This window comes from Mycoplasma sp. Pen4 (assembly GCF_014352955.1).
In the GTDB taxonomy this organism is placed as follows: domain Bacteria; phylum Bacillota_I; class Bacilli_A; order Mycoplasmatales; family Metamycoplasmataceae; genus Mycoplasmopsis.
This window is the reverse complement of the sequence record NZ_CP060691.1, coordinates 66,347-84,053: the sequence shown is the minus strand read 5'-3', so window position 1 is coordinate 84,053 and position 17,707 is coordinate 66,347. Positions and strand designations below refer to the sequence as shown.

The 17,707-nt window shown below is 28.5% G+C and carries 14 protein-coding genes; 10 read left to right on the top strand and 4 right to left on the bottom strand.

Annotated elements, in window-relative coordinates; translation table 4 throughout:
• Positions 1-20: 20 nt before the first annotated feature.
• From H9M94_RS00375 to H9M94_RS00330, 10 genes are all read left to right on the top strand, one after another.
• A complete protein-coding gene (locus H9M94_RS00375) occupies positions 21-662 on the top strand; it encodes a hypothetical protein (protein WP_187469627.1) in 642 nt (213 codons plus the stop codon).
• A 197-nt stretch (positions 663-859) separates the two neighbouring features.
• Complete coding sequence (gene gap, locus H9M94_RS00370; protein ID WP_187469626.1) at positions 860-1,858, top strand: type I glyceraldehyde-3-phosphate dehydrogenase; 999 nt, start codon at positions 860-862, stop codon at positions 1,856-1,858.
• A 175-nt stretch (positions 1,859-2,033) separates the two neighbouring features.
• Entirely contained in the window at positions 2,034-3,860 is a 1,827-nt protein-coding gene (gene mnmG / locus H9M94_RS00365; protein WP_370576691.1) for a tRNA uridine-5-carboxymethylaminomethyl(34) synthesis enzyme MnmG, read from the top strand.
• Positions 3,860-4,294, top strand: a complete 435-nt coding sequence (locus H9M94_RS00360; protein ID WP_187469624.1) for a 23S rRNA (pseudouridine(1915)-N(3))-methyltransferase RlmH — start codon at positions 3,860-3,862, stop codon at positions 4,292-4,294. Before mnmG ends, H9M94_RS00360 begins: the two co-directional genes overlap by 1 nt.
• A gap of 288 nt (positions 4,295-4,582) precedes the next feature.
• Positions 4,583-5,008 (top strand): division/cell wall cluster transcriptional repressor MraZ, encoded by a 426-nt coding sequence (locus tag H9M94_RS00355; RefSeq protein ID WP_187469623.1) that lies wholly within the window; start codon positions 4,583-4,585, stop codon positions 5,006-5,008.
• Positions 5,008-5,907: a 16S rRNA (cytosine(1402)-N(4))-methyltransferase RsmH gene (rsmH, locus tag H9M94_RS00350; RefSeq protein ID WP_255483462.1), complete on the top strand. Its 900-nt coding sequence runs from the start codon at positions 5,008-5,010 to the stop codon at positions 5,905-5,907. Before H9M94_RS00355 ends, rsmH begins: the two co-directional genes overlap by 1 nt.
• Before the next feature lie 19 nt (positions 5,908-5,926).
• Positions 5,927-7,168, top strand: coding sequence for an MAG3720 family protein (locus H9M94_RS00345; RefSeq protein WP_187469621.1), 1,242 nt, complete (start codon positions 5,927-5,929; stop codon positions 7,166-7,168).
• Between the two features lie 17 nt (positions 7,169-7,185).
• The gene (locus tag H9M94_RS00340) at positions 7,186-8,430 is read left to right on the top strand and encodes a cell division protein FtsZ (protein ID WP_187469620.1); all 1,245 of its coding nucleotides are present in this window, start codon (positions 7,186-7,188) and stop codon (positions 8,428-8,430) included.
• A gap of 320 nt (positions 8,431-8,750) precedes the next feature.
• The gene (locus H9M94_RS00335; RefSeq protein WP_187469619.1) at positions 8,751-9,302 is read left to right on the top strand and encodes a hypothetical protein; all 552 of its coding nucleotides are present in this window, start codon (positions 8,751-8,753) and stop codon (positions 9,300-9,302) included.
• A gap of 172 nt (positions 9,303-9,474) precedes the next feature.
• Positions 9,475-10,281, top strand: a complete 807-nt coding sequence (locus H9M94_RS00330; RefSeq protein WP_187469618.1) for a PTS glucose transporter subunit IIA — start codon at positions 9,475-9,477, stop codon at positions 10,279-10,281.
• Between the two features lie 16 nt (positions 10,282-10,297).
• On the opposite strand, the gene H9M94_RS00325 is transcribed toward H9M94_RS00330, so the two are convergent.
• The 4 genes from H9M94_RS00325 to gatB all read right to left on the bottom strand — a co-directional run bounded on the left by H9M94_RS00325 (position 10,298) and on the right by gatB (position 17,704).
• Positions 10,298-11,341 carry a hypothetical protein gene (locus H9M94_RS00325; protein ID WP_187469617.1) on the bottom strand — a complete coding sequence of 348 codons (1,044 nt, stop codon included), beginning with the start codon at positions 11,339-11,341 and terminating at the stop codon, positions 10,298-10,300.
• A gap of 677 nt (positions 11,342-12,018) precedes the next feature.
• Positions 12,019-15,060, bottom strand: coding sequence for a GA module-containing protein (locus H9M94_RS00320; RefSeq protein WP_187469616.1), 3,042 nt, complete (start codon positions 15,058-15,060; stop codon positions 12,019-12,021).
• A 129-nt stretch (positions 15,061-15,189) separates the two neighbouring features.
• Positions 15,190-16,299, bottom strand: a complete 1,110-nt coding sequence (locus tag H9M94_RS00315; RefSeq protein WP_187469615.1) for a YhjD/YihY/BrkB family envelope integrity protein — start codon at positions 16,297-16,299, stop codon at positions 15,190-15,192.
• Entirely contained in the window at positions 16,277-17,704 is a 1,428-nt protein-coding gene (gene gatB / locus H9M94_RS00310; protein WP_187469614.1) for an Asp-tRNA(Asn)/Glu-tRNA(Gln) amidotransferase subunit GatB, read from the bottom strand. Before gatB ends, H9M94_RS00315 begins: the two co-directional genes overlap by 23 nt.
• Between the last annotated feature and the right edge of the window lie 3 nt (positions 17,705-17,707).

Genomic DNA, 17,707 nt, shown 5'->3' with positions numbered 1-17,707 from the left:
TATGAAAGGATGACACTTATATGAAAAACAAACATCTTATTATTTTAATAAACGGTAAGAGAAGAAGTGGAAAAGGTCTTTTATCAAATGAATTAGCGCAAAAATTAAAAGAGCAATTCAACGAAAATATCCACATTTTATCTTTCGCTCAACCTATTAAACAAATTACACAACCTATCTTAGATGAAATTAAATGAGATGGAAAAGATAAAGAAATCGTTAGACCTCTTTGAATCGCAATGGGAGAAGTTGGAAGAAAAATTGATTCTAACGTATGATGTAGAAAAGTTTTTGATCGTATCAAAACAATCGTTAAAGAATCTTCTGAACAAGGAATTAATAGTTTATTCCTTATCGATGACTTACGTTTCCCTAATGAATTAGATTTCTTCAAAGGAAATAAAAATCAAATTGATGAAATTATTAAAGAAGGAGATGAAGTTAAAGTCCTTTCAATTAGAATTGAAAAATTTATGGATGCAACAAAATTCGTTCCTGGAGTTGATGATAACTCAACTGAAACAAGTTTTGATAAATTAGTAAATGTTTGTTTTGATGAAATCGTTCCTCAAAATACTTTAATTGATTTAGAATGATATCCAAAATTCGACAATGTTAAAGTTATCGCAGATGTTATTATCAGAAACCACATCAACAAATAATTATCAACAACAGCAAATATGCTGTTTTTTTAATAAAAAATCAGATTTTTAAATCAAAAAAGCTTCAAAAATGATTTTGTTGTATTTTCGATATACTGCCTAAAATGTAATATAATTTAAAACGTAAGATTAAATATAGAAAATCTTACTTAAAAAATATTTTTTAAGTACCATTAAAAATTCATGAAAGGAATAAAATGAAAAAAGTTGCAATTAACGGTTTCGGTAGAATCGGAAGATTATTCTTACGTAGATTATTAGAAACACAATCAACAGATATGGAAGTTGTTGCAGTTAACGATTTAACTGACCCAGCTACATTAGCTCACTTATTAAAATACGATACAGCTTACCACTCATTACCAGTTGAAGTTGAAGTTAAAGACGGATACATCGTTGTAAACGGTAAAGAAATTAAAGTTTTATCAGAAAGAGATCCTGAAAACTTACCATGAGCTGAATTAGGTATTGACGTTGTTGTTGAATCAACAGGATTCTTTACAAAACGTGAGGGAGCTGAAAAACACCTTAAAGCAGGAGCTAAAAAAGTTGTTGTTTCTGCACCATCTGACAAAGATGTTAAAACAATCGTTTACAACGTAAACCATGAAATCTTAAATTCAGAAGATAAATTAATTTCTGCTGCATCATGTACAACAAACTGTTTAGCACCAGTTGTTAAAGTTCTTGTTGACAAATTTGACTTAAAATTTGGTTACATGACAACAATCCACTCATACACAGCAGACCAAAGATTACAAGATGCTCCTCACAAAGACATGAGAAGAGCACGTGCAGCAGCACAAAACATGGTTCCAACATCTACAGGAGCTGCAAAAGCTATTGGACTTGTTGTTCCACAAGCAGCAGGTAAATTAGATGGTTCAGCAATGCGTGTTCCTACAATTACAGGATCAGTTGTTGACTTATCAGTTATCTTAGGAAAAGAAGTTTCAGTTGAAGAAATCAATGCAGCAATGAAAGAAGCAGCAAGTGAAACACTTAAATTCGAAACAGCACCAATCGTTTCATCAGATATTATCGGTTCACACTACGGTTCAATCTTTGACTCATTATTAACATCAAAAATTCAAACAGAAGATGGAACAATGTACAAATTAATTTCATGATACGACAATGAAATGTCATACGTTTCACAACTTGTTAGAACAGTTGAACACTTCGTTAAATTATAATAATTAGTAAATAAGCCAAAATCCAAGCGGTTTTGGTTTTTTATTATGCCTTTGCATTCTAAAAAACCAACATTTTAAATCTAACTTGTTAGATTTAAGCAAAACAACAATATCATGTAAGTTTATGAAGAATTTAGCAAAAAAGTAATAAAATAAATACATTATGATAGATAAATTAAAGAATAACAAATTTGAAGCCATTGTTGTGGGTGGTGGTCACGCTGGAGTTGAAACAACTTTTGCACTTGCTAATACAGGTCATAAAGTTGCTTTAGTATCATTTGATTTGAGTAAATTAGCAATGATGCCATGTAACCCTTCAATTGGTGGTCCTGCAAAAGGAATTATTACACGTGAAATTGATGCTCTTGGTGGAGTTCAAGGGTATTTTTCTGACTTAGCAATGATTCAAATTAAAATGTTAAATGAATCAAAAGGTCCAGCGGTTAGAGCTTTACGTGCACAAATTGACAAAGATAAATATTCACAATTAATTCATGACACATTAGAAAATCATCCTAATGTGACTTTAATCGAATCAATAGCAGAAGAAATTATCGTTGATGAAAACAAACAATTTAAAGCACTTAAATTAGCGGATGATATTATGCTTGAAGCAGATGTTTTAATCATCACAACTGGTACATATATGAACTCTCGGATTTTACGTGGTTCAGAAATTACAATTAGTGGTCCAGATAATCAAAAAACAACACCAAAATTAAGTCAATCATTAGAAAAACTTGGTTTTGAATTACAAAGATTAAAAACTGGTACACCAGCTCGTGTATATGCTGATTCAATTGATTTTTCTAAAGTCGAAAAAGAAGAATTACAAGATACATTCTTAACATTCTCAAACCGTTCAAATGTTAAATTAGAAAAACAAATTTCTTGTTATTTAACTTACACAAACGAAGCAACTCATAAAATTATTCGTGACAATATTGAAAAATCAGCTATGTATTCAGGTTTAATTGAAGGTATTGGTCCTAGATATTGTCCATCAGTTGAAGATAAAATTATGCGTTTTAGTGATAAACCTAGACATCAAATTTTCTTTGAACCAGAAACCACAGATGGATCAATTATTTATGTTAATGGTATGTCAACATCAATGCCTGTTGAAGTACAAGATCAAATGCTTAGAACAATCCCGGGACTTGAAAACTGTAAAGTACAAAAATGAGGATATGCAATCGAGTATGATGCACTTAATCCATTACAAATTTCACCAACATTAGAATCTAAAGTTGTGAAAAATATTTTCACAGCAGGTCAAATTAATGGAACTTCAGGTTATGAAGAAGCAGCTGCACAAGGTTTAATCGCTGGGATTAATGCAGTTAGAAAATTAGAAAATAAAGAACCAATAATCCTACACCGTAATGATGCATACATCGGAGTGCTCATTGATGACCTTGTGACAAAAGGTACTAATGAACCATATCGTATGCTAACTTCAAGAGCAGAATATCGTTTATTATTAAGAAATGATAATCCAGATATTAGATTAAGCAAATATGCCTATGAGGTGGGTTTAATCACTGATGAACAGTATCAAAAAGTTGTTGATAAATACCAAAAAATTCAAGACAAAATTAACGAACTTCAAAATACATATTTATCATCAAAATCAGATTTAGCAATCAAACACGGAATTGAAAATGGTGTAAATATGCTTAGGGTCCTTGCTCGTCCTGATGTTGCTGCCGAAGATGTTGTGGGGGATTTTGAATTTAAAAATGAACTTACAATTATGGTTAGATTAGATGGATATATCAAGAAACAAGAACATGAAGCAGCTAAAATGATTAAACTTGAAAACTTTAAAATTCCAGAAGACATTAACTATTTCGATGTTCCAAATGTAGCAACTGAAGCAAAACAAAAACTTGATAGAATCAAACCTTTAACAATTGGTCAAGCTTCAAGAATTAGCGGAATTAATCCAGCAGATATTCAAATGCTAATGTTCTACATTGAATCAAGACGTAAATAATGAAATTAAACATTATAGCAGTTGGTTCACTTTCAAAAGAATTTCAAGTTTTATATGATGATTATGTTAAAAAGATTTCTTATTTTTCCAAAGTAAATTTAATCGAAATCAAAGAGCAAAAAATTGACAATATTGATCTTAAAATTAAAAAAGAAACAGAATTAATCCTTGCAAAAATTCCTAAAAATTCTAAAGTTATTTATCTATCATTGCAAGGTAAACAATATTCATCTGAAAAATTTGGTGAATTATTTCTAGATATTGATAATGTTACATTTGTGATTGGTGGTTCAAACGGTGTTGATGAATCAATGTTTCACAATAAAGTAAATTTCTCTAAAATGACCTTCCCACACCAAATGTTTCGCGTGATGTTGGTTGAACAAATTTATCGTGCTTTCACCATCAAAAACAACATCACTTATCACAAATAATCAAGTAATTTTTCCGTGAGTTTTCCACTCATGGATTTTTTGTGCTTTTGTTGAAAAAATTGAATTTTGTGGAATTAAAATTTTCAAATTAAAAATTGATTTTTTAAACAAAAAGGGAGATTTTTTGACAAAAAGTATAAAAAATCAAAAAAACGAACAAAAATTTTAATTTTTTGATGATTTAAAACATGAAACAAAATATGGAAATTTTAAAAAATAAATTTTTAAGATATTGACTTTTTTGGTACGTAATGTAAAATATATGGTAGATAGTGGGAGATAGTGGAAATGTACGGACAACAACTAAGAAATATCGACGATAAAAATAGAGTGGTAATGCCACCTGTTTTTCGTGATCAACTTGGGTCTATTTTCTACTTAACAATCGGTTTTGATGGCAATGCCGAACTTAGATCAAAAAATGCATACCAAGAATATGTTTCAATCATTGAAAACAAATCACGTTTCGATGCCAAAGTTCGTACTTTATCAAGATACATCATGGGTAATACATTTGAATTAACCATTGATAATCAAAATAGAGTAATGCTGCCAAAACTAATCATTGACCAACTATCAATCCAAAAAGAAGTGATCTTCGTTGGAGTAGGTTCACTTGTGGAATTATGATCGAAAGAGAAATATGATGAAATCACAAATAAAATCACAGGAGATGATATCGCTGCTTTAGCGCAGTTGATATCAGAATCATAATGTTACATTATTCAGTAATGTTAAATGAAACAGTTGATTCACTCGAAATTAAACCGGATGGAGTCTATGTAGACTTAACCGCTGGTATGGGTGGACATTCAGCTGCAATACTTGCAAAATTAAATCAAAATGGAAGATTAATTGCTTTCGATAAAGATAGTTATGCTTTAGAACAAGCAGATAAACGATTAAAGGCAATCGCTAACAATTACACATTAGTTAAGAGTGACTTTAAAGATATAAAAGTCAAACTAATTGAGTTAGGTTATTCACAAGTTGATGGAATTATTGCTGATTTAGGTATTTCATCACCTCAAATTGATCAATCTGAGCGTGGATTTAGTTATAACAAAGATGCTAAATTAGATATGCGTATGAATCAAGATCAACAATTAACAGCTTATGAAGTTGTTAACACATATTCTGAAGCAGAATTGACAAAAATTTTACACAAATACGCTGATGTAAAGCTCCCTCAAAGAGTTGCGAAGGCCATTGTAGAAAATCGTCCAATTACAAATACTTTAGAATTAGTTGAAATTGTCAAAATTGCTTATCCGGCAGCTATATTAAGACAAAAAAATCCTGCCAAAGCTATTTTCCAAGCTTTAAGAATTGAAGTTAATAACGAACTCGATTCACTCCAAATTCTTCTTGATGATGCATTAAGTTTATTAAAAGTAAACGGTACATTAAGCATCATCACATTCCATTCTATTGAAGATAAAATGGTTAAGGACTTTATTAAAAAAATAACTGAATCAAAGATACCTTCAAAGATGCCTATTCAAGAAGAGAAAAGATTTAAAGTAAAACAACTCAAACCAAGCAAACAAGAAATCGAAGAAAATAATCGTTCTCGTAGTGCTAAATTAAGAGTTATCAAAAAACTATTTTAATTAAGTTTAAGGAGGAATTATGGAAAAATATTTTGCTAACTTTCACGTAAGTAGTAATTTTTCAAATTTCTCTTTAATCAATTATAAGAACAATAATTACTTCCACATTGAGTTAAAAGAAATTCAAAACTCAATTTCATTTGTCAATGCAGACACATTTTTGCTTTGATATCGTGAAGTAATTAGAATCATGCATTCTACACTCAAAAACAAATGTGAACTAACTGTAAACATTGTTTTTGATGATAATTTATTCAACAACTTATCACACACAGTTTATCTAAATACCCTTAAATCAAGTGGTATTGAAACAAATAACATTGATAATTTGGAAAAACTTTTCAACAGTAGAATTCAAGCGTTAAAAAAATCTCAAATACTTGAAGACTTGGTAACTCTTCAACCTATTTGATACCAAACTCAAAATAATCAGATTATCAAAGAGTATAAACAAATTCCTCAAAACAAAAAATTTGACACACTTAGTCAATATTTAAGTGTTTTTAAAACTGATTATTCATCTATCGAAATCAAACATTTGAAAGATATTTTATTTAGTCTTAAATCTAAGGCTAAATTAAATGTATATGTTAAATCTCAGATTACTGCGATGGACTTTTATGCTTCAGATAACGAAACATTGGTGGTGGATCTTAACTGAAACTATTTAACCTTGTACGTAGTCAAAAACGGTACAGTTTTAACATATGAGAAAATAAATAAAGGTATTGCAAACTTTGTTAATTTTGTTTCACAAAAATACAAATTGGACAAAAAATGTGTACTAAACATGATGAGATATGAAGCACTTGAACAAGATTCAAATGCTGAGACTTATCCAAATGATAAAACATATCAAGACATCATTGCACAATACCAAAACTTTAAACAACAAATTTTAAGTTATATTAATAGTTATTATCAAACAAAATGCTTAAAGAGTGCATTTATCAATAAACTAGAATCACTTGCCTTTAGTGGTGAATTGGCTTGAATGATTAAAGATTTAGAGGTAGCATACTCTGAAAAAGCTAATTTCATTAAACTTAACTTAGTTAAAACTAATGAAGAAGATAACTTTACTTTATTTGCTTTAGAAGATAAAATTATCGAAAAAGTTACAATTGTAACCAATAAACTAATAACAGAAATTAACTTAAATAATACTATCGCAAGTAGAATAGACTACACACACGAAAAAAGTCAAAAAACATTCTTTACAAGAATATTTAAACATCTAATTATGCGTTCACAAAAATAACATAGGAGGTTATTATTATGTTCCCAATTAATAATGAGCAAAATAAAGCATCAAATTCAACTTCAATTAACTTAAAAATTATCGGTGTTGGTGGCGCAGGTAATAATGCAGTTAATATGATGTATGATGAAGAACTTCTAAATGTAGAATTTATTGTCGCAAATACTGATGTACAAGCTTTAGATAAAAGTGTATGTATAAATCGTTTACCGCTAGGTAAAGACAACAAAGGTTTTGGTGCAGGTTCGAATCCAGAAATTGGAGCACAATTAGCAAATGAATCAACTGAAGACATTAAGAACTCACTTAATGGCGCAGATGTTGTTATTATAACTGCTGGTTTTGGTGGGGGTACCGGAACAGGTGCATCACCAAAAATAGCTCAAATTGCAAAAGAATCAGGAGCATTAACAATCGCTCTTGTAACAACTCCTTTCTTATATGAAGGTAAAAAACGTACCAATGTAGCAAATACAGGAATTGAAGAACTTAAGAAAAACGTTGATTCATATATTGTTCTCTCGAATGAACGTTTATCAGAAGAACATCCAGATATTCCATTTGCTGAATCATTAAAATTATCAAACATTACATTAAAAAATATTATTTTTGCTATTCACGATATTCTTAATCGTGTGGGTACAATCAATATTGATTTCGCAGATATCAAACACACTTTAACTAACGCAGGTCTTACAATTGTAGGATTAGGAAAAGCTACAGGTGAAAATCGTGCTACAAAAGCTGTGAAAAAAGCTTTTGAGCAGAATTTATATGAACATGATATAAAATCTGCTAAAAAATTATTAATTAACATTCAACATGATAAATCTGTAACAAATAAAGAAATAAAATCTGCAATCCAAGCAGTGCATGAATACCTTGCCGAAAATGGCAACGAATACATTGATGACTGTAAAATAGGACAAGAAATTATGGAAACAGAAAATAATGCTCAATTTTTCCAAATTGCAGTTATTGCTTCTGGTGTGTCTTCAGAAATTCAACCTGAAAACACTATCGATAATCTTGAAAGCATTGCTATAACAAATTCACAACCCGAAACTGAACCAACAATCGTTCAGGATGAAATCATTTCAAAACTTGAAAAAACACAAGAAGAGTTAGGAACAGAATCATTCAATGACTTAGAAAATTCAAAAGAAGTTGTGGAAACACAAGAATTGAATTCATACTTTTCAATTGATGAATTATCTTCTAAAGATGATGAATCGGATGACAATTTAATGTGATTTAAATAGACGAGGTCTTAGAAGTTTATTATCACATTTGTTATCTACATTATTTAGTTAGTAATAACTTGGATACTAAAAAGATCAAGCACTAAAACTTGATCTTTTTTATATTCCTAATTAGTTCAATATACTAAAAACGAGATTATCAAAAATGTTCATATAAACCTTTTAAAACTATGTCTAAGGTGTAAATGTTTTGAAAGTGAAAATTATTAAAATATTAAATTCCATATGTTCCACTCAAAATACTTTTTTATTTTTATTTCTTAAATAACACATATATAATGAAATTATAGTGAATTTTAAATTATTAAAGGAGTTTAAAGATGGCCATAGATAGTACAATGAACAATGAACAATGAAATGGATTTTTTGATGAATTAGATAAAGAAGACGCTTTCCCGTGATCATATGTTGTGATCGGAGTTGTTGCTTTTATCCTTCTTATTTTGATATTTTTTGCGGTAAGAGAAGCTTTGAAGAATCATCAAATTAATCAAATTATTGAAATAGAAAGGCGACAAGCTGAAAAAGAAAAACAAGAAAATACTTTTACAGTGAACAATGATGAAGAAAATGATAATTATAAAAGAGATTATTGAGCTATAACAAATGAAGTTGAAAAAATTTGATCAGAAATAGAAAAATTTGCAAATTACAAAGCAGCAAGATATAGTGATTTACAAACGAAAGCGCAAACCATAATCGATACAAACAGAATAAAGTTAGAAAAAGCAAGATCAAAAAATAGTGAAAAAATGTTTAATAATCTTTTAGACATTTTAAGACCCGCTATAAATAGTCTAAGAGCAGACAAACGCAAAATAGATAACAAATCAAAAAGCAAAAATAATGCAATTACAAAGACAGAAGAATAATAGTTTTAAGTCAAGTATAAAATTATATACTTGATTTTTATATCAAAATAGCAAAAACACTTGCTCATAAGTTCAAAAGAAGAATACATCGATAAATATAATAAATGTATTTTTTTACTTAAAATGAAGTAAAATATACATATATTTTAAATACTTATAAAAAGGAGTTATTATGAGTAAATGCGCAATTAACGATACAAAAGGACTTGTAAAAGTAGTCGAAGCCTTTGGCGGAGTTAAAAACATCTTATCATACAACAATAGTGTTTCAGAATTAAGATATGACGTTAGAGATTTATCACTTGTTAATATTGAAGGTTTAAAAGAAGCGGGAGCAAAAGATGTAAAAATCTTTGATGCTGCAAGACACGTTCAAGTTAAATTTGATGATGCAGAAGAATTAAATAAATTAATTAAATGTCAAAAAGAAGAATTAGCATCATTATGTCGTGTTCAAACAAGTGATTCAACAAACGAATCAAACGCTGAAAAATGTGAAAAAGTCTCACCTGTAAGCGAATTAGTAGCATTGGCACCTGTTAATGGTGAAGTTGTTTCATTTGATAAAATTAATGATGGAATCTTCTCAAATAGACTTATTGGTAATGGTTTTGCAATTGCATTTGACGCAAATGCTAAGACAGTAGAAGTTGTCGCACCTTTTGATGCAAAAATCACAATGCTTCCAGCAAACAAAACACAAATCATTTTTAGCAATGTTGAAAGTGGTGTTGAAGCAATGATGTTATTTGGTTTAAATAGTTATAAACTTGATGGAATTGGATTTGAATCATTTGTTACATTAAACCAAACAGTTAAAGCTGGAGATAAATTATTCGAGCTAGACTTAACAAGATTCACAAATGAAAACGTTGATAAACACTTATTCTTTGCATTAACAGCTGATTCATCTATGCAAAATATCGATGAATTACAAACTAACGCAAATGTTGGAAAACACTTATTTACAATTAAATAATTAAAAACTGAGCAATTTAAAGCTCAGTTTTATTATGCAAATTTTGATAAATTTGTTGAATGAAGTCAATAGAATACATATGTTTGATAATATCTTTTTCCGCTTGCTTTAAGATTTTTTTGATACTTTTCTTATGTTTGCATAAGTTATTATCGAATAGATATGAATCCTTATTATTTAAAGCAATAAAAATATTATTATTTGTCATTCTTATTTGAAGACTATCAAAAATTGTGTGTTTTAAATGTTTTTCAGCACTTCTTAAAATATGATTTATTTCAACTAAATCATCTTGGCTTAAGTTATTTTGGTATGCTAACAATTTATTATTTGATGCAATTACATAATCACTTAAATCATATTTTTTTGGCGCATTATAAATAAAATTCAAATCAATGTTACTTTGCATAATTACAGCAGTTGTTTTTTTATCTACTTTATATTTTGATGCTGAGTCGAGTAGATATTTATCCTGTCATAAAATGTTTTTTATCACTAAGGTAGTATTGTCTAAGTCGATAATGTAATTTGCACTACGCTTGGTTATTTGATGATTTTTTGATAATTTCTTAGGCTTTAATTTGCTTGTTAAATCATTATTAATAGTAATATTACGCATATCATTATGTGCAATATCATAATCAATGTCTTGAATAGCTCTTAAATTACTCTTGATCAATGTTTTATAAACTGAAGTTAAATTACTATTATATGTCTCAATCAAGGTCTTTAAACGAGTCTTTTCATTTGGTTTTAATTTAAATGCATAACTAAAAACAAGCATAATAAATAACAACGTCATTGCTACTACGATAATAATTGTTCCAGCGGTCTCATTATGTCCTGTAATTAAGTTTAAGTATGCAAAAAATGGAATTAAAAATATAATAAAAGCAACAATTGAGATAATAACGCCATAAAAGAGTAATTGTTTTGTTCTAAACTTGCGCATCATATTATCACCTTCAAGAATCTTGGTATGTTGCATAATTTCATTTTTAAGTTTCACATGATGCTTTGCAATAAAGTTTTGATAGTGATTTGTTTTAAAATGTTTCATATAAACATTTTACTATAATAAACGGAATAATAAAAAGAGCAAAACTCCTTCTGCTTTGCTCTTTTCGCAACTAAATAAATGTTACTTATACAAAAAATTAAAACTAGTAAACTAACCAATTATAATATGGCGTTCGTAATCTACCATAGTGAGTAATGAATGATTTTTATTATTATATATAATGAATAATTCGATATTTGAGTTTGGTTCTAAATATAAAAAAGAACACAGAAATGTGAAAACCAATATGCATAGCATATTCTTATAGTGAAAATAATTAATAATAGTGAATTGATGAATAATTTTAAAAAATTTAAAGATAATTTAAATCTCAATGATTGTGTTTTGTACTTAGGATTGAGGTGTGTAATGAATATAAGTATTAATGTAAAATATAAAATTTTAAATTTTGTGGCTAGATTTATCTAGTGATTTCAAAAATAAAATATTGCCATATGTCTTGATAAAGAACTAGGTGCCGGGAGATTGTTTTAATGAAGGAAATCTCCTATTCATATTAAATTGAAATGTTTTTAATTCTTGTATCTATACAATTATAATTAATTTATGGTTTCTGTTAAATGGAAATGTTTTTTTTTTTTTTTCAAATAGAATATATAAATAAAATCTTAAAAAACAAAAAAACCTTCTTAAAAAGAAAGTTTTTTGTTATTTTTTTATACATTTTTCTTAAACTTTAATGTTTTCTCATAAACTTCATTTTTACTGAAATACATATCTTGTACCATCACACGATAATTATTTCTTGATTTAAAACTTTCTTGTGGAATTGGTCCTTCATCCATGACAATTACCGCTGCATAAAAGGCATCACGATTAACCTCAACTAATTGAATTAAGTGCCCAAAATCACCTTCATCTAAACCTTTTTCTTCATATGATAATCTTTCACCCATTAATGTTTTCATAAACACTGATGATAAGAATTCGGCAGTAACACCAACTGATGGAGCAGAACGTAATGGAGCATTTGCGGTTGAATAATAATTATCACCATATAAACGTCTTATTTGATCTACAACTTCTTCTTTTGTTTGTTTTGCATAAACGTGATTGTAAACTTTAACTTTTTTATTTGGATTAGCATCTTGATTTTCTTTTGTAATAAGGCCAGCTTCATATCCTAAAATACTTTGCATAATTAACATTATTTTTTGACGTTTTGTAAGAGTCTGAGATAAATCAATTAATTCATTTAATCCTAATGCTTTTCTAAGCTTGTTAATTTTTTTAAGTTCTATTCTTGTATATGAATCATTAAATGCAATTAATTTGTCAAATTTATCAATATCCGCTTCATCAAAGTGCATATCAGCAGGTGTAACATTGCTTCCATATTCACCACGACCTGCTAATAATTCTGTTCTAGCAATTCCACGGTATTTAGTAATTAATGTCATTAATTCTTGATCTTCAAAAATCGGATTATATGCAAGGTTTTCTTCTGTTGCGGGGAAGTAATCACCTTCTTCAGGAGCAGATAATGTTTTAGCAAAAGCATTAAAAATGGCCATGTTTGTATCTTTGTTTAATCAATCAACTTCATGTAGTCCAGAATAACTTGAAATGTTTTTTGGGTAAACAAATGTTTTTATAAATTCTTCGCCTTTAGCTCTTTCTGTTGCAAATTTTTCTAACTTTGATTTGAATTGATCAAATGCAGTTTTATCCGATTCGTAACCATTCTTCATTGCAGTAAGTAGGGTTTTAACAGAATATAATCCATTTAAACCAAATGCTTTATAAGTATTAATTCCATTTTTGTGAAGCTCTAAGTTATGTAAGAATGTATTTTTTAAATCAATGTCATATGTTTCATTAATCATTTCATCAAACTTGTTGTAATATTGATTGATTTCAGCGAATGTTTGATCATAATCTCTGGTTTTTTCGTCCATATTTTTTAAATTTAAACCTGGAGCCACAAAACCAGCAAACCTATTAACTGTATTGTAAATACCATCTGCTTTTAATTTAAATGAATTAATCATTGAAGGATTTAAATTTCCATTGGTTTTTTCAATACTATTAATTAACTCATTTAATTTTTGTAATTCTGGTTTAAAGTTATTTGCTTGTGGACCAGAAATTTCAATTAATTTATTAGTTTTATTTCTAAGATCTTGAGCTTTTTCATATGATTCTCTTAATTCTGGTAAAACAGTTACATCTGTAGAAGGTTCTGGTTGAGGTTGTGTTTCTGTTGTTGAACTAGATATGCTCTCTGTTTCAGGTTGACCAGTTTCAGATTCTGTTGCCCCGCCATTTGTATTTTCAGGTTGTGAATTATTACCTTGATTTGAATCACCTGTGTTTGATGCACCGTTTGAATTACCAGATTGTGATCCCGAGCCGTTATCACTACCACCTTGGTTTGTTGGTGCTGGCGTTTCAGAGTTTTCTGAAGCAATTTGTTCTGCTGTTTTTCCTGCAAGAGGAGTTGCAGCAAAAGTATTTGTACCAATTGTTGTTAATTTAGGAGCAATAAGTTTCTTTAATCCTGTGTGTGAAAACACATCATTTCCAAGAGTTGTTAATGCTGGCGCATAAACATTCATGTTGTATCCAACAGGGAAAAGAACACTTAATTCTTTGTATTTACTTGGAATGAAGATATTTACATCATGAGGAACATCTGCTTTAAATTTAATTTCAGTACCATTCATTGGGTAATTAGGTGCTAAAAGTGATTCAATGTTAATGTATTTAACATCTTTATATGTAACATTTCCGTCTTGATCAGGAGTAGCATCACCTTCTGTTGTTTTATTTGATTTAATTTCATTTTCTAATTCAGTGATTAATTGATTAATCTTTTCTGTATTTGAATTTGTGTTTTCAAGATTAAATGATGTTTGATCTGTGCTTGTGAAAATTCCATCATGAATTTTTACAAGTTCAGAAAGAATTCTTGAATATGTTTCATTACTCAAAGTTAAATCTTTATTATCGTTAAGTAATTTCATTGCTTTATTATATGCTGCATTGAATCCTGCATATGCAGTAACATATTTTTGAGCTGTAACTTTAACCACTTGTTCCTCTTGCTCGATTGATGTAGCATTAAGAAAATCATTTTGATATAAATAATTAATAATTTCTTGTGGTAAGTCAAGTTTGAATAATTCTTTTTGGAGTTCAAGTGTCTTGTCATCCATTTTTAATAATGATCTAATGTCATTAATTTTTGTAAAAATTGAATCAAATCCCATTGGATTTGGTTTACCTGAATTTAATAACTCTTGGTATTCTGAATTTATTTGTGGAACAATTTTATTAATTTCTGCTTGTGCTTTTTCTTGGTGGTTTCCGGTTCTTGAAAGTAATACTTTAATACTTTCAGGTTTTAATAATTCTGATAATGCTTGAAACTCTTTGTTTTTTACATTAAATGCTTTGATGTTGTTCATGAGTTCTTCTAAAGCAGTGTTTGTGTTTGTTTCATTAATTAATGCGATAAATTTATCTTTTGTTTGTTGTTGTAAGTTTGCTAAACCATTAACAATTGCTATAGCAGCATTTTTTTGATTCTGTAATGTTTGATCATTACCGTTGTTATTATTGTTGCCATTATTGCTATTGTTATTATTGTTGTTATCATTTCCCGTACTACATGCAACCATAGAAAATAATGGTAATGCAGTTGCAGCAGAAAATGCTAATAATGTTAATTTTTTAAGTATATTATTGTTTTTCATTTATTATCCCTTCTTATAAATTACTCTTATTATAAACTAAACTAGTTTATAAAAGCAAGAATTATTTGATAATATCTTGGAATTTTATTTGAGATATTTTAAATACAAAAAAACATGCACAGGGCATGTTTAGAATAATCAATTACGTTTGTTGATAGTTCTAGTACTTACATATTTTTTGTAGTACGCATTATTAAATGTAATACCTAAGAACATGAAGTAAACAAATCAGTTAATAAAAAAACCAATTGTAAAGAAGAAACCAACCGCACCACCGAATTTATCATATTTTAAATGTGGTGTGATCACATTGAATAATGCGGCCAATAAAATAGTTGGTATTACAGAGATTATAACTCCCTTGTAGATAGACTTAAATGACAATTTAAATGATGGAGTTAATTTAAATAAAACCAAGAATATTATCACTAAAAAAATAATCATTAACAAGTAATAAATAAAACTATTAAATCAACTTAATGAAACTTCCTGAGTTCCTAACATTCTTTGATTAACATTAATAATTGATTGTTCGATGATTATATCTAGGAGAGAGATGAATCAGAATAAAACCGATACAACAAGCACAATGAATAAACCTTTAATTTTATTACCTCAATAAGTACCCATTTTGGAATGATTATAAATATAGTTGTTTGAAGAGATAAGTTTTGCATAACCACTACTTGAAATATATAACGAAGACAAGAATAAAGGCATTATCTTTCAAAAAGCACCTGTAGTATCTTGCGCTCCTGATGTTGCAGCAGTTGGAAAACTAAAGTATTGTGTAGCATTAGGTGTAAAACGCCCTAAAATAAAGTAGGCAAATTTATCATTAATATTTTCCGTTCCCATTACAGTGCTTAAAATACCCGATTGTTGAACTAAACTATTCAACATAAAGACAATATAAATAACCGGGACAAATGAAATTAATAAATAAAATGCAGTTGATAATCAAATAAAGTTATATTCCTTACTTGAAAAGTTATTATAAACATTATCAATAACCTTTAAACGTTTACGCTTTTCTGAATCGTTTCTTGCTTTGAGCAAGACGAATGAGAAAAATTTAATAATTATATTTTTAACAATATATTCATAAATTTTAGATAAGAAGATCAACTTATCTGGATAAATGAGGTTATCATAAAAACTCTTTTTAAAAGAGTGTTTATTTTTTAATTTGACTAGCTTCTTATATGAAGAAGGTTTATTTTTGAATAAAAATTTCATCTAATTCCTTAAGCACTACATCATTTGAAATTTGTGGGTTTACTTGACCGCCTGTTTCTTTCATTATAGCACCTAAAATGAATTTTGTTACTCTTTCTGGTCTTTGTGAATATTCTGCAACTAATGTTTCATTTTTTGCAATGATATCTTTAACTAATTTTGTAATTAAGTTGACATCAGAAATTTGAGCTAACTTATGTTTTTCAAGTAATAAATTAATATCACCATCAAACTCTACTAAAAGTGGAATTAACTTTTTAAGTGATTTACCTGAAATTACACCTTGATCTAATAAAACAAGACTTTCGTTGATGTATTTAGGTTCTATCCCTAATTCTGTTACGTGTTTTGATTGATTGTTTGCAAGCGAAACAACTTCAGCAAAGAATACTTTAGATAATTTGTTTTTATCTTCATATTCAATTGAATCAAAGTAATCAGCTAATGCTTTATCATCGATTAAACTTTGAATGTAAATATCTTGAATCTCGTTATTTTGATATCTTTGATATTTTTCAATAGGAAGTTCTTTTACGTTTACGCTATCAATAAAATCTTTTGATAACTTAATGATAGGAATATTTGGATCGGCAAAATATTTATAATCTGTTGTACCAGTTTTTGTTCTCATAACAACATTTGAATTAGTTTTATCATCGAAACGTTTTGTTTGTTGATAAATCATTTCACCTTTTAATAATTTTTCTCTTTGTAAAGCAATTTCAAATTCAATTGCTTTTTTAATATTTGAAGTTGAGTTCATGTTTTTGATTTCAACTTTTGTACCAAATTTATCTACACCGTAGGGACGTAAAGAAATATTAATATCAGCTCTCAATGAACCTTGTTCAAGTTTACCTTCAGAGATGTTTAATTCTTGAACGATTTTTTTAATCATATCTACATATGCGGCAGCTTCATCAGCTGAACGAATAACTGGATATGTAACAATTTCAATTAGTGGAATACCTGCACGGTTATAGTCAAGTTTTGTTCCATCTTCACCGTGATGTTGTCTTGCAGTATCTTCCTCTAAATGAATTCTTTCAACTGCAATTTGCTTAATACCTTCAGGAGTGATAATATCAACTACACCATCACTTCCGATTGGTCTGAAAAATTGTGTAATTTGGTAACCTTTTGGTAAATCTGGATAGAAATAATTCTTTCTATCAAAGTGTAATTCATCATCAATTTTCATTTTTAATGCTTTAGCTAAGGCAATTCCATATTTAACGGCATTTTTATTAACTTGTGGAAGTGTTCCAGGATATGCTAAATCAATTTGGTGTGCAGCAGTATTAGGTTCAGCAAAGAAATCAATTGGAGCAGGTGAAAACATTTTTGTTTTTGTTTTTAATTCTACGTGAATTTCAATTCCGATTATTGTTTCAAAATTTGTCATATT